Origin of the sequence: Pantoea sp. ANP04 (assembly GCF_041982285.1) — a bacterium.
GTDB classification, from domain to species: Bacteria; Pseudomonadota; Gammaproteobacteria; order Enterobacterales; family Enterobacteriaceae; genus Pantoea; species Pantoea eucalypti.
Genome location: NZ_JAUTYS010000016.1, coordinates 60,666 through 78,256, shown reverse-complemented (window position 1 = coordinate 78,256; position 17,591 = coordinate 60,666). Strand labels below are relative to the sequence as shown.

Here is a 17,591-nt window from a genome sequence, read left to right as displayed (position 1 = left end):
TTTACGATTAGCGTTGTATTCACTGAAAAATTGCCGAATAAACCGCCAGGCTGGTTATAAGCCAGTCAAACAGCAATTATCTGGCAAAAAACGGTAAAAAACTTGTTGACGCTGTCTGGTCAACTCCGCATAATGCGCCCCGCAACGCCGATGAAGGTAACGCGAAAAAAAGATGGCTACGTAGCTCAGCTGGTTAGAGCACAGCACTCATAATGCTGGGGTCACAGGTTCGATTCCCGTCGTAGCCACCATCTTTTTTTGCGGGAGTGGCGAAATTGGTAGACGCACCAGATTTAGGTTCTGGCGCCGCAAGGTGTGCGAGTTCAAGTCTCGCCTCCCGCACCATTTCATTATTCGGCAGCGTGGATGGGATATCGCCAAGCGGTAAGGCACCGGTTTTTGATACCGGCATTCCCTGGTTCGAATCCAGGTATCCCAGCCAATTTCGATGATTCTTGTATGCTGAGAACGGACGAATGGGATATCGCCAAGCGGTAAGGCACCGGTTTTTGATACCGGCATTCCCTGGTTCGAATCCAGGTATCCCAGCCATCATTGAAAAATGCAGTACAATTAGGCTACGTAGCTCAGCTGGTTAGAGCACAGCACTCATAATGCTGGGGTCACAGGTTCGATTCCCGTCGTAGCCACCATATAATTGGGGTGTCGCCAAGCGGTAAGGCACTGGTTTCTGATACCAGCATTCCGGGGTTCGAATCCCTGCACCCCAGCCATACAAAGACAATTTGAAAAACACCATTATTGGGGTGTCGCCAAGCGGTAAGGCACTGGTTTCTGATACCAGCATTCCGGGGTTCGAATCCCTGCACCCCAGCCAAATTGCACAACCAGGCCCGCTTTTGCGGGCTTTGTTGTTTTTGTCCCTTCTGAAACGTTCCACGCTTCCTGATTGCCGGCCCGCCCTGCGGCGAGCCTCAATGCGCAATGGTCTATAAACCCAGTGCGTATCGTAATACCTGTCGCTTCAGGACACCGGAATGCTCGGCAGCAATCAGTCCGAGATTACGCGCGAAGCGCAGTGGTGCCAGCTGATTGCTGAAAGCAAAGTAAAAGAGATCCATTCCGCCCTGCATCAGCATATTGTCTTTACGACGCTGCCGGTGATAGCGCTGCAATATCCGCTCTGACGCCCAGTCTTCCGCCGCACCGCGTGCGCTGACCAGCACCTCAATCAACGCATCAATATCGCGATAGCCCAGATTCACGCCCTGCCCGGCCAGCGGGTTAATGGTATGCGCGGCATCGCCAACCAGCGCCAGTCCTGGCAGGACATAGCGTGAAGCATGGCGACGCACCAGCGGAAAACCCCCTGCCGCATGGGCTTTGAAACGTCCCAGCCGCGCCGGGAAGTGGCTGGCAATCTCTTTTTCCAGCTGGGCCATCGGCATCGCCTGTAGCTGGCGCACTCTTGCAGGCGCGTCGTACCAGACCAGCGAGGCGCGATTGCCATACAGCGGCAGGAAGGCGCGCGGCCCCTGCGGCGTAAAGTGCTGCCAGGTGGCATCTCCTGCCGGATGTTCGCAGGTCACGCTGATCAGTAAACAGGACTGCGCATAGCTCCAGCCATGAATCCCGATGCCGGCCATCTGCCGCACCTGTGAGTTCGCACCATCTGCGCCAACCACCAGCCGGGTGTGTAAGGCCACGCCGTCGTTAAGATCAACGCGCCAGCCGCCATTTTCTGGCTGCAGATTTTCCAGCGTGGCCGGACAATAGCAGGTCACGCCCAGCGACTGCATCTCCTCCCACAACGCCCGCTGAAGCACGCTGTTCTCAACCATAAAACCCAGTTCAGGTAAGCCCAGCGAGGCAGCATCAAAACTTACCTGCGCCGCTTGCCACTCCCAGGTTTCCAGTCGCCGATAGGGCGCGCTGCGCATCGCGTCTACCCGCGGCCAGACGTTAAGTTGCTTCAGTAACGCCACCGAGGAGGATCCGATCGCTGAAATTCGCAAATCGGGATCGCTGTCGGCCTCAAATGGAGCGGGTTCGGCACGCTCAATGACCGCCACGCGAAAATGTTGCTGTGTCAGTCCACAGGCCAGCGCAGCACCGACCATGCCACCGCCGACAATCACGACATCAAACTGATTATCCTGCATTGCTTATATCCCTCTCTTATTCCCGCCAGCCTGCGCAACACGGGTCTGAATAGAGCAAAGTGTACCGGAAAACCCGAAGGCTGGCAGAAAAGCCCTCAGGCTGGTCACAACAGCATCAAAGCATTACAATACGCGCCCCTCACTTCACTGCACTGAATCAATGGCTAGCGCGATGACAAAAAAACTGCATATCAAAACCTGGGGATGTCAGATGAATGAGTATGATTCATCCAAGATGTCTGATCTGCTGAACACGACGCACGGCTACACGCTGACCGAGGTCCCTGAAGAGGCGGATATCCTGCTGCTTAACACCTGTTCTATTCGTGAAAAAGCGCAGGAGAAAGTGTTCCACCTGCTGGGACGCTGGAGAAAACTCAAAGAGCGCAATCCGGATGTCATTATCGGCGTTGGCGGCTGCGTCGCGTCGCAGGAAGGGGACCATATTCGCCAGCGTGCTCCCTGCGTCGATATCGTTTTTGGTCCGCAGACACTCCATCGTCTGCCGGAAATGATTAACACCGTGCGCGGCACCAAAAGTCCGGTGGTCGACATCAGTTTCCCGGAAATTGAGAAATTCGATCGCCTGCCGGATCCGCGCGCAGAAGGTCCCACAGCCTTTGTTTCTATCATGGAAGGCTGCAACAAATATTGTACTTTCTGCGTGGTTCCTTACACACGCGGCGAGGAAGTGAGCCGTCCCAGCGATGACATTTTGCTGGAAATCGCGCAGCTGGCGGCGCAGGGTGTGCGTGAAGTTAACCTGCTTGGCCAGAACGTCAACGCGTATCGTGGCGCCACCTTTGACGGTGAGATCTGTACCTTCGCCGAGCTGCTGCGCCTGGTCGCTGCTATCGACGGTATCGACCGTATTCGTTTCACCACCAGCCACCCGATTGAGTTTACTGACGACATTATCGAGGTCTACCGCGATACCCCGGAGCTGGTGAGTTTCCTGCATCTGCCCGTTCAGAGTGGATCGGACCGTATTCTGACGCTGATGAAGCGTGCGCACACCGCGCTGGAATATAAGGCGATTATCCGCAAGCTGCGCGCAGCGCGGCCCGATATTGAGATCAGTTCTGACTTCATCATCGGCTTCCCGGGTGAAACGCAGCAGGATTTCGAGCAGACCATGAAGCTTATCGCCGAGATCAATTTCGATGTCAGCTTCAGCTTTGTCTACTCTGCCCGTCCTGGCACGCCAGCCGCTGACCTGCCGGATGATGTCAGCGAAGAGGAGAAAAAGCAGCGTCTGTGGATCCTCCAGGACCGCATTAACCAGCAGGCGCAGGCGATCAGTCGCCGCATGGTGGGCACCGTGCAGCGTATTCTGGTGGAAGGCATCTCCCGCAAGAACGTCATGGAAGTTTCCGGCCGCACCGAAAATAACCGTGTGGTTAATTTCGAAGGCTCACCTGAGATGATTGGCCGTTTTGTGGATGTTGAAATTGTCGATGTCTACACCAACTCGCTGCGCGGCAAACTGGTGCGTACCGAAGAAGAGATGGGCCTGCGTATGGCGGAAAGCCCGGCCTCTGTGATTGCCCGTACCCGCAAAGAAAACGAAATCGGCGTGAGCCTGTTCCAGCCGTGATCCCTGCACTACCGGGCGGCAGCGCGCAGCGCGTTGCCGCCAATTTCACGCCGCGACACTTGGTTTCTGAAAGTGTCGCCCAAATATCTCTCCTTAAGCTTGCGCCCAGGCGTTACGGCATAAATAATTTCGTTATGGTGCACACGGTTAAGCCCAACGGTGCGTCAGACACATCCCATAACTGGCCCTGAGTGACCCAAAGGATTCGTTTGAATATCGAAACTCGTGAAATCGCCCTTGAACCGGCTGATAACCGTCGACTGATGAGCCTGTGCGGGCCGTTCGACGATAATGTGAAACAGCTTGAGCGTCGTCTGGGCATTGAGATCAATCGTCGCGACAATGTCTTTAAGCTGGTGGGACGTCCACTGTGCGTCAATGCCGCCGCAGATATTCTGAAAACCCTCTATGTCGACACCGCGCCGATGCGTGGTGAGATCCCGGATATTGAGCCTGACCAGATTCACCTGGCCATCAAAGAGAGCCGGGTACTGGAACAAACCGCCGAAAGCGTGCCGGAGTACGGCAAAGCGGTCAATATCAAGACCAAGCGTGGTGTGATTAAACCACGCACGCCGAACCAGGCGCAGTACATCGCGAATGTGCTCGACCATGACATCACCTTTGGCGTCGGCCCGGCGGGTACCGGTAAAACCTATCTGGCGGTGGCAGCCGCAGTGGATGCCCTGGAGCGTCAGGAGATTCGCCGCATCATGCTGACGCGCCCTGCCGTCGAAGCGGGTGAAAAACTCGGCTTCCTGCCTGGCGATCTGAGCCAGAAAGTCGACCCATATCTGCGTCCGCTCTACGATGCCCTATTTGAAATGCTCGGTTTTGAGCGGGTAGAAAAGCTGATGGAGCGCAACGTTATTGAGGTGGCTCCGCTGGCTTACATGCGTGGTCGTACCCTGAACGATGCATTTATCATTCTTGATGAGAGCCAGAACACCACCATCGAGCAGATGAAGATGTTCCTGACGCGCATCGGCTTTAACTCCAAAGCGGTAATTACCGGCGACGTCACCCAGATTGACCTGCCACGTCACGTTAAGTCGGGCCTGCGGCATGCCATTGAAGTGCTGGCAGACGTTGAAGAGATTAGCTTTAACTTCTTCCACAGTGAAGATGTGGTGCGCCATCCGGTGGTTGCCCGCATTGTTACCGCCTATGAAGCCTGGGAAGCGGCCGATCAGACCCGTCGCGATCAGCAGGCTGAAGAGCGTAAACGTGAAGCACTGGCTGCACAGAGCGCCACGCAGGAGAGCAAATGAGTGAGGTCATTCTCGACCTGCAGGTCGCCTGTGAGAACACGGCGGACCTGCCGGATGAAAGCCTGTTTCATCGCTGGCTTTCCGCGGCTGTTACCCCTTTTCAGCCCGAAAGTGAAGTCACCGTCCGTCTGGTCGATGAAGCGGAGAGTCATGAGTTAAATCTGACTTATCGCGGCAAAGACAAGCCGACAAATGTTCTCTCCTTCCCGTTTGAAGCGCCACCGGGTATTGAGTTACCTCTGCTGGGCGATCTGATCATCTGCCGCCAGGTGGTTGAGCAGGAAGCCGCAGAACAGGGCAAAAGCGTTGAAGCCCACTGGGCGCATATGGTGGTACACGGCACGCTGCATCTGCTGGGTTACGACCATATTGAAGACGACGAAGCGGACGAGATGGAAGGACTGGAGACCGAGATAATGCTTGCTCTTGGGTATCCTGATCCGTACATTTCGGAGAAAGAAGACGCCTGAATCCCGAATTCTGGCTATCCGGCTGTCAGCACGGTTTGCTGACAGCACCTATTCCTCACCAGAGAGATCTATAAAAACCGCCATGAGCGACGACCATTCTCAAAACAGCGATGCACCCAGTAGTAAAAAGGGATTTTTCTCCCTGTTGATCAACCAACTTTTTCACGGTGAACCGAAAAGCCGTGATGAGCTACTGGAGCTGATCCGCGACTCGAATAACAAAGAGCTGATTGACCAGGACACCCGCGACATGCTCGAAGGGGTTCTGGATATTGCGGAGCAGCGCGTGCGTGACATCATGATCCCGCGCTCGCAAATGATCACCCTGAAACGTAATCAGAGCCTCGAAGAGTGTCTGGATGTCATTATCGAATCCGCCCATTCCCGCTTCCCGGTGATCAGCGAAGATAAAGATCATGTGGAAGGGATTCTGATGGCGAAAGATCTGCTGCCGTTTATGAGCAGCGAATCTGAGCCTTTCAGCATTGAGAAAGTCCTGCGTCCTGCGGTGGTTGTGCCTGAAAGTAAGCGCGTTGACCGGATGCTGAAAGAGTTCCGCTCCCAGCGCTACCACATGGCGATCGTTATCGATGAGTTTGGTGGTGTCTCTGGTCTGGTGACCATTGAAGATATTCTGGAGCTGATTGTCGGTGAGATTGAAGATGAGTATGACGATGAAGAAGATCGTGATATCCGTCAGCTCAACCGTCACACCTTTACGGTGCGCGCTCTGACCGCCATTGAAGATTTCAATGAGGTGTTTGGCACGCAGTTCAGTGACGATGAAGTCGATACCATTGGTGGTCTGGTGATGCAGGGCTTCGGCCATCTGCCCGCGCGCGGTGAAAGCATTGAGATTGAGGGTTACCAGTTCAAGGTAGCAATGGCTGACAGCCGCCGCATCATCCAGGTTCACGTGACCATTCCGGAAAACTCGCCACAACCTCAACTGGAAGACGAATAAGTCTATGGCTTTAGCCTCACTCTACCCGCGCCAGCGGGTTCGCCTGCTGCTGGCTTTAATGACGGGTGCGTTGGGCACCCTCGCCTTCTCTCCTTACGATTTCTGGCCCGCCGCACTGCTGTCGCTGTGCGGCTTACAGCTCCTGACCCTGAACCGCTCAAGTCCGCAGGCTACGGCAATCGGCTTTGTCTGGGGAGTGGGCTTATTCGGCAGCGGCATCAACTGGGTTTATGTCAGTGTCGCCACCTTTGGTGGCATGCCTGGCCCGGTGAATGTCTTTATCGTGGCATTGCTGGCGGCGTATCTGGCGATCTACCCGGCGCTGTTTGCCGGTGTACTGAATCGCATCTGGCCGCGCACAACGCTGTGGCGACTGGCGCTGGCCGCACCGGCTTTGTGGCAGATCACGGAATTCCTGCGCGGCTGGGTGCTGACCGGCTTTCCATGGCTGCAGTTTGGCTACAGCCAGATTGACGGCCCGTTAAAAGGTCTGGCCCCGCTGGCGGGGGTCGAGACCCTGACCTTCCTGCTGATGGTGGTGGCTGGCCTGCTGGCATATGCCCTGCAGCAGCGCAACGTCAGAAGTCTGGTCGCAGCATTGCTGCTGCTGGCCCTGCCGTGGCCGTTGCGCTATATCCAGTGGGTTCAGCCGATGCCCGAGCGTGCCGTCGAAGTGGCGCTGGTGCAGGGAAACATCCCGCAGTCGATGAAGTGGGATCCGCAGCAACTGCTCAACACCCTGCGCATTTATCACGGTCTGAGCCAGCCGCTCATGGGCAAAGCGCCGATTATTATCTGGCCTGAATCGGCGATTACCGATCTGGAAAGTAATCAGCAGCCGTTCCTGCATTCACTGGATGATGAACTGCGTGAACGCGGCAGTTCGCTGGTCACGGGTATCGTAGACTCCCGACTGGAGCAGAACCGCTATCACGATTACAACACCGTGATCGTGCTGGGTGGCAAGACGCCGTACAACTACTTCAGCGGCAATCGTTACCAGAAAAATCACCTGGTGCCATTTGGCGAATTTGTGCCGCTGGCCGATCTGCTGCGTCCGCTGGCTCCGTTCTTTGATCTGCCGATGTCGGCGTTCAGCCGTGGCAACTATCTCCAGCCGCAACTCCGCGTGGCGGGCTATAACCTGACCAGCGCCATTTGTTATGAGATCGTGCTGGGTGAACAGGTGCGGGCCAACTTCCATCCCGACACCAACTTCCTGCTGACCGTTTCGAACGATGCCTGGTTTGGCCACTCTATCGGCCCGTGGCAGCACTTCCAGATGGCGAGGATGCGGGCGCTGGAACTGGGTCGTCCGCTGTTGCGCAGTACCAACAATGGCGTAACTGCAGTGGTGAATGCCAGTGGTGATGTGGAAGCCATGCTGCCGCAATTTACGCGCGATGTCCTGACCAGCAAAGTTACGCCTACGCAGGGAGAAACCCCGTACGCGCGGGCTGGCATCTGGCCTGTCTGGTCACTGACGCTGCTGGCGGCGTTGATTGCCCTGCTGCGCCGACGCCGATAACAGCGCAGAGGCGTCATGGCGAAGCGAATGCTTCGCCTGAGGTTGTTGAAAACGCGCGGTGCTCAGGGAGTAAACGCCTTACGCAGAGACGCAAACACCGCCATCCCTGCCTTGCGCATCGCGGGCCATCTATGGCCCGCGATGCGCTGCTACAGGCGAAAGCTCCCCTCGCTTGACGTTTGTCTGCCGTAGGTGCGAGGTGCAAGTTTCGCCTTTTCTCCTTGTTATTTTCTGATACTCCCACTCCCTGACCGCATACTCTGCTGCCTTTCTCACCCTGCACCGCTTTCTGGCACGATGATTGCAATCTGGCACGATGATTGCAAAATGTTTCACTGTTTTTCGCTAACGGCCTGATTGCAGACGCTGCCGCGAGGCGGATTGCACCAAAACTGTCGCACCTCCTGCACCGTAAACGCGCAGTGTGAGAAATTTGCCTTTTTTTGGTGCGGATCACCTCGCAAAAAAGAAACTTTTTTGTTTCATTGCGTTAACAATCCGCTATGTTAGTGACTCTTCTGCGCCCATTTAATCCGCAGAATGAGCAGAAACGCAGCACAAAACAGACACAACATCATAATCAGCGCAGGTTATATCCTGTGCCTTTTTCATACGAAGGAGTTGGAACATGCAACTACGCAAAGTGGCATTATCTCTTCTGCTGATCGGTGCAGCGGCGGGAGCGGCCCAGGCGGAAGATCTCAGCGGCACCCTGAAGAAAATCAATGACAATGGCGTCATTGTGGTCGGGCATCGCGAATCATCAGTTCCCTTTTCTTATTATGACAACCAGCAAAAAGTCGTCGGCTATTCACAGGATTACTCAAACGCCATTGTGGAAGCCATCAAAGCGAAGCTGAACAAGCCTGACCTGCAGGTCAAAATGATTCCAATCACCTCACAAAACCGTATTCCACTGCTGCAAAACGGCACCTACGATTATGAGTGTGGCTCCACCACCAATAACCTTGAGCGCCAGAAACAGGCGGCTTTCTCTGACACAATTTTTGTTATTGGCACCCGTCTGCTGGTTAAGAAAGATGGCCCGATCAAAGATTTCGCCGACCTGAAAGGCAAAACCGTGGTGGTAACCTCAGGGACCACGTCTGAAGTGCTGCTGCACAAACTCAACGATGAACAAAAACTGGATATGCGCATCATCAGCGCAAAAGATCATGGCGACTCGTTCCGTACACTGGAAACCGGCCGTGCCGTGGCCTTTATGATGGATGATGCCCTGCTGGCTGGCGAACGCGCTAAAGCCAAAAAGCCGGACAACTGGGAAATTTTAGGCACGCCACAGTCTAAAGAGGCCTATGGCTGCATGCTGCGTAAAGATGATCCGCAGTTCAAAGCGCTGGTAGATGAAACCATCGCCAAAGCCCAGACGTCGGGTCAGGCAGAAAAATGGTTCGATACCTGGTTCAAAAAGCCTATTCCGCCTAAGAACCTGAACATGAACTTTGAGCTGTCTGATGACATGAAAGCGCTGTTCAAAACGCCAAACGACAAAGCACTCAATTAACAAAAAAATACCCAATGGATTTCAGGTCACATTGAGTCGGCAGGAGAGCATGCATCCCGGGGAACTTACTCAGGTAGATGATTCGGGTGCGTGGACATACATAGCCAACAAAATGCAGCCTGAAAGACGGCGGGTATAACAAGGGCGGCCTGGCTGCCCTCTCGATTGCTGAAACCGCGGCATGGACAGACAGACTGACACGGGTCGTTCCCCTGCGTCAGGACATAAAACGCCGTTCATCAATCTTCAGGGTAGCTTAGCTACCCTTTTTTTCCGGAGCTCGTTATGGGTATCGATTGGAACTGGGGCATATTTCTCGAACAGGCCCCGTTCGGTAACACGACCTACCTCGGCTGGCTGTGGTCCGGTTTTCAGGTGACGATAGCCGTCTCCTGCTGCGCCTGGATTATCGCTTTCTGCGTGGGTTCATTTTTTGGCATTCTGCGCACCGTGCCGAATCGCCTGCTGTCGACCATTGGCACCTGCTATGTCGAACTGTTTCGTAACATCCCGCTGATCGTCCAGTTCTTCTTCTGGTATCTGGTGGCGCCCGAGCTGGTGGGCGAGAATCTCGGCATGTGGTTTAAGTCTGAGCTGGACCCCAACATTCAGTTCTTCCTCTCTTCCATGATCTGTCTCGGCCTGTTTACCGCCGCCCGCGTTTGCGAGCAGGTGCGCGCGGCGATTCAGTCACTGCCGAGTGGACAGAAGAATGCTGGCCTGGCGATGGGATTAACCCTGCCGCAGACTTACCGCTATGTACTGCTGCCGAATGCGTATCGCGTGATTGTTCCGCCGATGACCTCGGAAATGCTGAACCTGGTCAAGAACTCCGCTATCGCCTCCACCATTGGTCTGGTGGATATGGCAGCACAGGCGGGCAAGTTGCTCGACTATTCTGCTCACGCCTATGAATCCTTTACCGCCATTACGCTGGCCTACGTCGCGATTAACCTGGTGATTATGTTGTTGATGAGTCTGGTCGAGCGCAAAGTCCGGCTGCCAGGCAATGCGGGAGGCAAGTAATGTACGACTTTGACTGGAGTTCGATTGCGCCCAGCCTGCCCTATCTGCTTAACGGCTTAGTGATTACCTTTAAGATCACGATTACCTCCGTGGTTTTCGGCATTCTTTGGGGCACCCTGCTGGCGGTAATGCGTCTGTCGACCTTTAAGCCCATCAGCTGGTTCGCCAAAATTTATGTCAACCTGTTCCGCTCAGTACCGCTGGTGATGGTGCTGCTGTGGTTCTATCTGGTGGTGCCGAGTTTCCTGCAACAGGTGCTGGGCCTGTCGCCTAAAACCGATATCCGCCTGATTTCAGCCATGGTCGCCTTTTCACTGTTCGAAGCGGCGTACTACTCAGAGATCATTCGTGCCGGCATCATCAGTATCTCACGCGGCCAGGGTAATGCCGCGCTGGCGCTGGGTATGACGCAGTGGCAGGCCATGAAACTGATTATTCTGCCGCAGGCATTCCGGGCCATGGTTCCGCTGTTACTGACGCAGGGTATCGTGCTGTTCCAGGATACCTCTCTGGTTTATGTGTTAAGCCTGGCGGACTTCTTCCGTACCGCGTCGACTATCGGTGAGCGCGACGGCACCCAGGTTGAAATGGTTCTGTTTGCAGGTCTGGTCTACTTCGTTATCAGCCTGAGCGCATCGCTGTTGGTCAGCTATCTAAAAAGAAAAAGGACGGTTTAAATGATTAGCCTGAAAAATGTTTCTAAGTGGTATGGTCACTTTCAGGTGCTGACCGACTGCTCAACCGAAGTCAAAACCGGTGAAGTGGTGGTAGTGTGCGGCCCGTCCGGCTCCGGTAAATCGACGCTCATCAAAACCGTGAACGGACTTGAGCCCGTTCAGCAGGGTGTGATTTCCGTCAACGGCACCGAAGTGAACAACAAAAAAACCAATCTGGCGCAGCTTCGCAGTCAGGTCGGAATGGTGTTCCAGCACTTCGAGCTGTTCCCGCATTTGAGCATTATTAACAATCTGGTGCTGGCGCAGGTAAAAGTGCTGAAGCGAGACAAAGCGGCGGCCCGCGATAAAGGGCTGAAGCTGCTGAAGCGTGTGGGACTGTCAGCCCATGCGGAGAAGTTTCCTGGCCAGCTCTCCGGCGGTCAGCAGCAGCGCGTGGCCATTGCGCGTGCGCTCTGCATGGATCCTATTGCGATGCTGTTTGATGAACCGACCTCCGCGCTGGATCCGGAAATGATCAATGAAGTGCTGGATGTGATGGTTGAACTGGCGCAGGAAGGGATGACGATGATGGTGGTGACACACGAGATGGGCTTTGCCCGTAAAGTCGCCAATCGCGTGATCTTTATGGATGAAGGGAAAATTATCGAAGACACCAACAAAGATGACTTCTTTAATAATCCGCAGTCTGACCGCGCTAAAGATTTCCTCGCTAAAATTCTGCACTAAACAACGTATGCGGGTCACTCAATGTGGCCCGCATAATGTTTGTTATCAGGGTTCAAAAGGCTGACGCTGGAACTGATCGTGGCCGCACTCCGGACAACGGGATAAGGTCTCAGGCGTATAGATTGCCCGGGTAAACTGGCACTTTTCACACACCAGATTGCCAAGACCGACCACTTCACCGCTCTGATAGACACCATGGTGATGCAGATCCTGAAAGACCTCACGCCACTCCAGCTGACTTTTATCCGTAATATCCGCCAGCTCTTTCCAGACGCTCTCGCGGATAATGCGCATAAACAGTGAGTCCGCCAGCGGTTCTTCAGCATCGCTGTAACTTCGGGCAAACTCGCCTAAATCACGGCGCACCGAACGCAGCGCCTGGTCAATCTCACTTTCTGACATATCATCGCGCACCAGCAACTGACTTCGCCGCCCGGCAATCAGCTCATCAAGGTTACGATCGCCCTGACGAAGACGTTCAGTCAATACGGCTAACGACTCGCGATACTCCTGAGCCACTTTATTCATTTTGTTCTCCTTTATGCAGACCCTCGCTGACTTAAGTTTAGTCGTAATGTTGCTTTTGCCGTGTCGTCTGTACAGTGAATTACAAAAGGGTGAAGAGGCTGACGCTTTCGGCAGAAATCGTGCCAGCAAAAGTGGGAAGTGTTGTTGATACGCGGCCTTATGGGTATGCTATGCGGATCTTAGAGCCAGAAAAATGTTTTTCATAAAGGACCACAGGCAGCCATGCAAGAGCAATACCGCCCGGAAGAAATTGAATCCCGTGTGCAGCAGCACTGGGATGAAAACGAAACGTTTAAAGTGACTGAGCAGGAAGGTAAAGAGAAATACTATTGCCTCTCCATGTTGCCCTATCCTTCTGGCCGCCTGCACATGGGTCACGTTCGTAACTACACCATCGGCGACGTAATCGCGCGCTATCAGCGTATGCTCGGCAAAAACGTACTACAGCCGATTGGCTGGGATGCTTTCGGCCTGCCTGCGGAAGGCGCTGCGGTTAAAAACAATACTGCACCTGCCCCGTGGACTTACGACAACATCGCCTACATGAAAAACCAGCTCAAACTGCTGGGCTTTGGCTATGACTGGAGTCGTGAACTGGCCACCTGCCAGCCTGAGTACTACCGCTGGGAACAGTGGTTCTTTACCAAACTGTATGAAAAAGGCCTGGTCTATAAAAAAACCTCCGCAGTGAACTGGTGCCCGAACGATCAGACGGTGCTGGCGAACGAGCAGGTGATCGATGGCTGTTGCTGGCGCTGCGACACCAAGGTTGAGCGTAAAGAGATCCCCCAGTGGTTTATCAAAATCACCGATTATGCGGAAGAGTTGCTGAACGATCTGGATACGCTGGAAGAGTGGCCTGAACAGGTCAAAACCATGCAGCGTAACTGGATTGGTCGTTCTGAAGGCGTCGAAATCACTTTCGACGTGGCAGAGAGCGAAGAGAAAGTTACTGTCTACACCACCCGCCCGGATACCTTTATCGGCGCAACCTATGTGGCTGTCGCAGCAGGCCATCCTCTGTCGACTCAGGCGTCGGTAAATAATCCGGCACTGGCCGATTTTATTGCTGAATGCCGTAATACCAAAGTGGCCGAAGCCGATATGGCGACCATGGAGAAGAAAGGCATGGCGACCGGCCTGTCTGTTATTCATCCGCTGACCGGTGAGCTGCTTCCGGTCTGGGTCGCCAACTTCGTCCTGATGGAATACGGCACCGGTGCCGTGATGGCGGTTCCGGCACACGACCAGCGTGACTGGGAGTTTGCCACTAAATACGATCTGTCGATCAAGCCGGTCATACTCAACCTGGATGGCTCCATTCCTGACGTCAGCGCTGCGGCGATGACGGATAAAGGCGCCCTGTTCAACTCGGGTGAGTTCAACGGCATGGATCACGCAACTGGCTTTAACGCTATCGCGGATTCACTCGCGGCAAAAGGCGTGGGCGTACGTAAAGTGAACTACCGTCTGCGCGACTGGGGTGTTTCCCGTCAGCGCTACTGGGGTGCACCTATCCCGATGGTGACGCTGGAAGATGGCACTGTGATGCCGACACCTGAAGACCAGCTGCCGGTTATCCTGCCGGAAGATGTGGTGATGGATGGCATTACCAGCCCGATCAAAGCGGATCCGGAGTGGGCGAAAACCACAGTAAACGGTCAGCCAGCGCTGCGTGAAACGGACACCTTTGACACCTTTATGGAGTCCTCCTGGTACTATGCGCGTTATACCTGCGCCAGCTACAAGGAAGGCATGCTGGACCCGGCCGCAGCAAACTACTGGCTGCCGGTCGATCAGTATGTGGGTGGTATCGAACACGCCATCATGCACCTGATGTATTTCCGCTTCTTCCACAAGCTGCTGCGTGACGCGGGCCTGGTGAACTCTAATGAGCCAGCAAAACGTCTGCTGTGCCAGGGCATGGTACTTGCTGATGCCTTCTACTACCTGGGCAACAACGGCGAACGTAACTGGGTTTCCCCGGTTGACGTTGAAGTTGAGCGTGACGAGAAAGGCCGCATTATTAAAGCGACCGACACGCAGGGCCGCGACGTGATCTACGCGGGCATGAGCAAAATGTCGAAGTCGAAAAACAACGGCATCGATCCACAGCTGATGGTTGAGCGTTACGGCGCCGATACCGTACGTCTGTTTATGATGTTTGCTTCGCCAGCAGATATGACGCTGGAGTGGCAGGAATCGGGCGTTGAAGGGGCTAACCGCTTCCTGAAACGTGTCTGGAAGCTGGTCTACGAGCACACCTCACAGGGTGCGACCGTGGCACTGGATGTGGACAGCCTGAATGACGAGCAGAAATCGCTGCGTCGTGACCTGCACAAAACCATCGCCAAAGTGGCGGATGATATCGGCCGTCGTCAGACCTTCAACACCGCTATTGCGGCAATCATGGAGCTGATGAACAAGCTGGCCCGCGCTCCGCAGGAGAGCGAGCAGGATCGCGCCCTGATGCAGGAAGCGCTGCTGGCTATCGTCCGTCTGCTCTATCCGTTTACCCCGCACGCCTGCTATGTTCTGTGGCAGACGCTGGGCGGCGAAGGCACCATTGATGAAGCGAGCTGGCCGGTTGCTGATGAAGCCGCTATGGTTGAAGATTCACTGCTGGTGGTGGTACAGGTTAACGGTAAAGTGCGCGGCAAAATCACCGTACCCGCCGATGCAACACAGGAACAGGTTCAGGCACGCGCTGCGCAGGAGCATCTGGTGGCGAAGTACCTGGACGGCGTGACTATCCGTAAAGTCATTTATGTACCGGGCAAACTGCTTAACCTGGTCGTAGGTTAAGTTCAGGAGGAACTGTGCGACATCCGATTATCAGGCTGTTTGTCATGCTGGCGGTGGTGATCACCGCTGGCTGTGGTTTTCATCCGCGCGGCACCACGCAGGTGCCCAGCGAACTGAAAACCCTGATTGTTTCAACCGGCGATCCTTATGGTCCGCTGGCACGTACTGTACGTCAGCAACTGCGCATCAACGATGTCACCATTGTTGAAGACAGCAAGCAGACCCGTACCGATATTCCGACACTGCGTCTGGGTCCTGAAATGTCAGGGCGTAACACAGCCTCGGTCTTTATCAGCGGCACCACTGCCGAGTATCAGCTGGTGATGACCCTCACTGCGCAGGTGCTGTTGCCGGGCAAAGGTATCTATCCCATCAGCACCACGGTTTATCGTTCGTTCTTCGATAACCCGAATGCGGCGCTGGCAAAAGATGCCGAGCAGGACCTGATTACGCAGGAGATGCGTCAGCGTGCAGCTGAACAGCTGGTTCGTAAGCTGCTGTCGGTGCATGCCGCGCAGATGAACAGCAAAGATACTCTGCCAGCGTCAGTGATTTCGGTGCCGGGTCAGGGTTCACAGGAAGCGCCCTCTTCCTCTGCTACCAGCCTGCAATGATCAGGATTTATCCTGAGCAACTCAGCGCGCAGCTCCGTGAGGGGCTGCGCGCCTGTTATTTGTTAGCCGGTAACGAACCGCTGCTGTTGCAGGAAAGCGCGGATGCCATCCGTGCCGCCGCAACCACACAGGGATTCGACGAACATTTTAGTTTTACGCTGGATGCCCAGACCGACTGGGAGAGCCTGTTCGTCAGCTGCCAGTCACTGAGTCTGTTTGCACAGCGTCAGACGATGACACTGCAATTCCCCGAGAATGGCCCCAACGCCGCCATGGCCGAGCAGCTGGTTAAGCTCTCTCAGCTGCTGCACGCCGATATTCTGCTGATCTGCCGGATGCCAAAGCTGACCAAAGCGCAGGAAAACAGCGCCTGGTTTAAGGCACTGGCTGCCTCTGCGGTTGTCGTGCCCTGCCAGACGCCAGAGCAGGCACAATTGCCACGCTGGGTGGTAAATCGCGCGAAAGCGCTGAAATTATCCGTGGATGACGCGGCAGTACAGCTGCTGTGTTACTGCTATGAGGGTAATCTGCTGGCGCTGGCGCAGGCGCTGGAGCGGCTCTCACTCCAGTGGCCGGACGGCAAGCTGACACTGCCACGGGTCGAAGAAGCAGTCAGTGATGCCGCGCACTTCACGCCCTTCCACTGGGTGGATGCCCTGCTGGCAGGTAAAAGTCGTCGCGCGCTGCATATCCTGCATCAGCTGGAGAAAGAAGAGAGCGAAGTCGTGATTCTGCTGCGTACGCTGCAGCGCGATTTGCTGACGCTGTTGCATCTGCAACGCCATCAGGCCCGGCAACCACTGCGCACGCTGATGGATCAGCAGCGTATCTGGCAAAACCGCCGCGCGCTGTTCACCGACGCACTCCAGCGACTGGATGCCACCCGTCTGCAACGCGCCATCCATCTGCTGAGTCAGATTGAGATCACCCTGAAGCAGGATTATGGTCAGTCAGTGTGGCCGCAGTTGCAAACCCTGACGCTGCTGCTCAGCAGTCGCGCTTTTCCGACGAGCTTTGCCCATGTCTGAGTTACACGCACTGTTTGGTGGCACCTTCGATCCGATCCATTTTGGCCATCTGCGCCCGGTGGAAGCGCTGGCTCAGCAGACCGGCTTACAGCGTGTGACGCTGCTGCCCAATAATGTGCCCCCGCATCGTCCACAACCGGAAGCCAGCGCGTCTCAGCGGGTTGCTATGCTGCGCTGCGCTATCCGTGGCTTACCGCTGTTTGAAATTGATACCCGGGAGCTGGAACGTGACACACCCTCCTGGACCGTGACCACCCTGGAAGCCTGGCGCGCAGAACGCAGTGCAGAGCAGCCGCTGGCCTTTATCATTGGTCAGGATTCCCTGCTGAGCCTGTCCAAATGGCATCGCTGGCAGGATCTGCTGTCACTCTGCCATCTGCTGGTCTGCCAGCGTCCCGGCTATCCGACCCGGTTCGACTCTCCAGAGATGCAGGCGTGGCTTGAGCAACACGTCGCTCAGGATATCCGGCAGCTGCATCAGCAGCCCGCGGGGCATATCTGGCTGGCGGAAACCCCACTCTATGATATTTCGGCGACCGAAATTCGCCGCCGTCGCCATCAAAATCAGCCCTGCGATGACCTGTTACCCGCTGCGGTTATCGACTATATCGACCGCGAAGGCTTATATCGCGACTGATCCGGGCATGCTATACTGCGCCGCTTAATTTTTTGGCTGCACTCTCCGGGCTTACAGCCGGCTCGTTACTAC

Annotated in this window: 15 protein-coding genes and 7 tRNA genes; 20 read left to right on the top strand and 2 right to left on the bottom strand. The window is 55.2% G+C overall.

From position 1 onward, the window contains the following. Nucleotides 1-174: 174 nt before the first annotated feature. The 7 genes from Q7C21_RS19230 (at nt 175) to Q7C21_RS19200 (ending at nt 838) form a co-directional block, all read left to right on the top strand. Nucleotides 175-251 (top strand) — tRNA-Met (locus tag Q7C21_RS19230). A gap of 9 nt (nt 252-260) precedes the next feature. After that, nucleotides 261-345 (top strand) — tRNA-Leu (locus tag Q7C21_RS19225). A 22-nt stretch (nt 346-367) separates the two neighbouring features. Beyond that, nucleotides 368-442, top strand: a tRNA-Gln gene (locus tag Q7C21_RS19220). Nucleotides 443-477: 35 nt separating this feature from the next. Further along, nucleotides 478-552, top strand: a tRNA-Gln gene (locus Q7C21_RS19215). 24 nt (nt 553-576) lie between these two features. Next, nucleotides 577-653: transfer RNA gene (locus tag Q7C21_RS19210), tRNA-Met, on the top strand. A gap of 6 nt (nt 654-659) precedes the next feature. Then, a tRNA-Gln gene (locus Q7C21_RS19205) sits at nt 660-734 on the top strand. Nucleotides 735-763: 29 nt separating this feature from the next. Then, nucleotides 764-838 (top strand) — tRNA-Gln (locus tag Q7C21_RS19200). Between the two features lie 112 nt (nt 839-950). On the opposite strand, the gene ubiF is transcribed toward Q7C21_RS19200, so the two are convergent. Then, nucleotides 951-2,123: a 3-demethoxyubiquinol 3-hydroxylase gene (gene ubiF / locus Q7C21_RS19195; protein WP_039659165.1), complete on the bottom strand. Its 1,173-nt coding sequence runs from the start codon at nt 2,121-2,123 to the stop codon at nt 951-953. Nucleotides 2,124-2,295: 172 nt separating this feature from the next. Here ubiF and miaB point away from each other — a divergent pair, with 172 nt between their 5' ends. From miaB to Q7C21_RS19150, 9 genes are all read left to right on the top strand, one after another. Beyond that, a complete protein-coding gene (gene miaB / locus Q7C21_RS19190; protein ID WP_003853992.1) occupies nt 2,296-3,720 on the top strand; it encodes a tRNA (N6-isopentenyl adenosine(37)-C2)-methylthiotransferase MiaB in 1,425 nt (474 codons plus the stop codon). A 209-nt stretch (nt 3,721-3,929) separates the two neighbouring features. Continuing rightward, complete coding sequence (locus Q7C21_RS19185; RefSeq protein ID WP_013357113.1) at nt 3,930-4,991, top strand: PhoH family protein; 1,062 nt, start codon at nt 3,930-3,932, stop codon at nt 4,989-4,991. After that, a complete protein-coding gene (ybeY, locus tag Q7C21_RS19180) occupies nt 4,988-5,461 on the top strand; it encodes an rRNA maturation RNase YbeY (RefSeq protein ID WP_039659164.1) in 474 nt (157 codons plus the stop codon). Before Q7C21_RS19185 ends, ybeY begins: the two co-directional genes overlap by 4 nt. Before the next feature lie 82 nt (nt 5,462-5,543). After that, on the top strand, nt 5,544-6,425 hold the full coding sequence (gene corC, locus Q7C21_RS19175) for a CNNM family magnesium/cobalt transport protein CorC (RefSeq protein WP_008925004.1): 882 nt from the start codon (nt 5,544-5,546) through the stop codon (nt 6,423-6,425). A 4-nt stretch (nt 6,426-6,429) separates the two neighbouring features. Next, nucleotides 6,430-7,953 carry an apolipoprotein N-acyltransferase gene (gene lnt, locus Q7C21_RS19170; protein WP_375151032.1) on the top strand — a complete coding sequence of 508 codons (1,524 nt, stop codon included), beginning with the start codon at nt 6,430-6,432 and terminating at the stop codon, nt 7,951-7,953. A gap of 628 nt (nt 7,954-8,581) precedes the next feature. Next, the gene (locus Q7C21_RS19165; RefSeq protein WP_003854004.1) at nt 8,582-9,478 is read left to right on the top strand and encodes an amino acid ABC transporter substrate-binding protein; all 897 of its coding nucleotides are present in this window, start codon (nt 8,582-8,584) and stop codon (nt 9,476-9,478) included. Nucleotides 9,479-9,763: 285 nt separating this feature from the next. Continuing rightward, entirely contained in the window at nt 9,764-10,504 is a 741-nt protein-coding gene (locus Q7C21_RS19160; protein ID WP_003854005.1) for an amino acid ABC transporter permease, read from the top strand. Next, on the top strand, nt 10,504-11,181 hold the full coding sequence (gltK, locus tag Q7C21_RS19155; RefSeq protein ID WP_375151031.1) for a glutamate/aspartate ABC transporter permease GltK: 678 nt from the start codon (nt 10,504-10,506) through the stop codon (nt 11,179-11,181). The genes Q7C21_RS19160 and gltK overlap by 1 nt, the downstream gene beginning before the upstream one ends. Beyond that, nucleotides 11,182-11,907, top strand: coding sequence for an amino acid ABC transporter ATP-binding protein (locus Q7C21_RS19150; protein ID WP_003854011.1), 726 nt, complete (start codon nt 11,182-11,184; stop codon nt 11,905-11,907). A 45-nt stretch (nt 11,908-11,952) separates the two neighbouring features. On the opposite strand, the gene Q7C21_RS19145 is transcribed toward Q7C21_RS19150, so the two are convergent. Next, on the bottom strand, nt 11,953-12,435 hold the full coding sequence (locus tag Q7C21_RS19145) for a zinc ribbon-containing protein (protein ID WP_003854013.1): 483 nt from the start codon (nt 12,433-12,435) through the stop codon (nt 11,953-11,955). A 222-nt stretch (nt 12,436-12,657) separates the two neighbouring features. Between Q7C21_RS19145 and leuS the strand changes: the two genes are divergently transcribed. The 4 genes from leuS to nadD are packed head-to-tail and all read left to right on the top strand — an operon-like array spanning nt 12,658 to nt 17,519. Further along, complete coding sequence (leuS, locus tag Q7C21_RS19140) at nt 12,658-15,240, top strand: leucine--tRNA ligase (protein WP_140915983.1); 2,583 nt, start codon at nt 12,658-12,660, stop codon at nt 15,238-15,240. 14 nt (nt 15,241-15,254) lie between these two features. Beyond that, nucleotides 15,255-15,854: an LPS assembly lipoprotein LptE gene (gene lptE / locus Q7C21_RS19135; protein ID WP_003854016.1), complete on the top strand. Its 600-nt coding sequence runs from the start codon at nt 15,255-15,257 to the stop codon at nt 15,852-15,854. Next, nucleotides 15,851-16,882: a DNA polymerase III subunit delta gene (gene holA / locus Q7C21_RS19130; protein WP_003854017.1), complete on the top strand. Its 1,032-nt coding sequence runs from the start codon at nt 15,851-15,853 to the stop codon at nt 16,880-16,882. The genes lptE and holA overlap by 4 nt, the downstream gene beginning before the upstream one ends. Continuing rightward, entirely contained in the window at nt 16,875-17,519 is a 645-nt protein-coding gene (nadD, locus tag Q7C21_RS19125; protein WP_003854019.1) for a nicotinate-nucleotide adenylyltransferase, read from the top strand. Before holA ends, nadD begins: the two co-directional genes overlap by 8 nt. Nucleotides 17,520-17,591 lie beyond the last annotated feature (72 nt).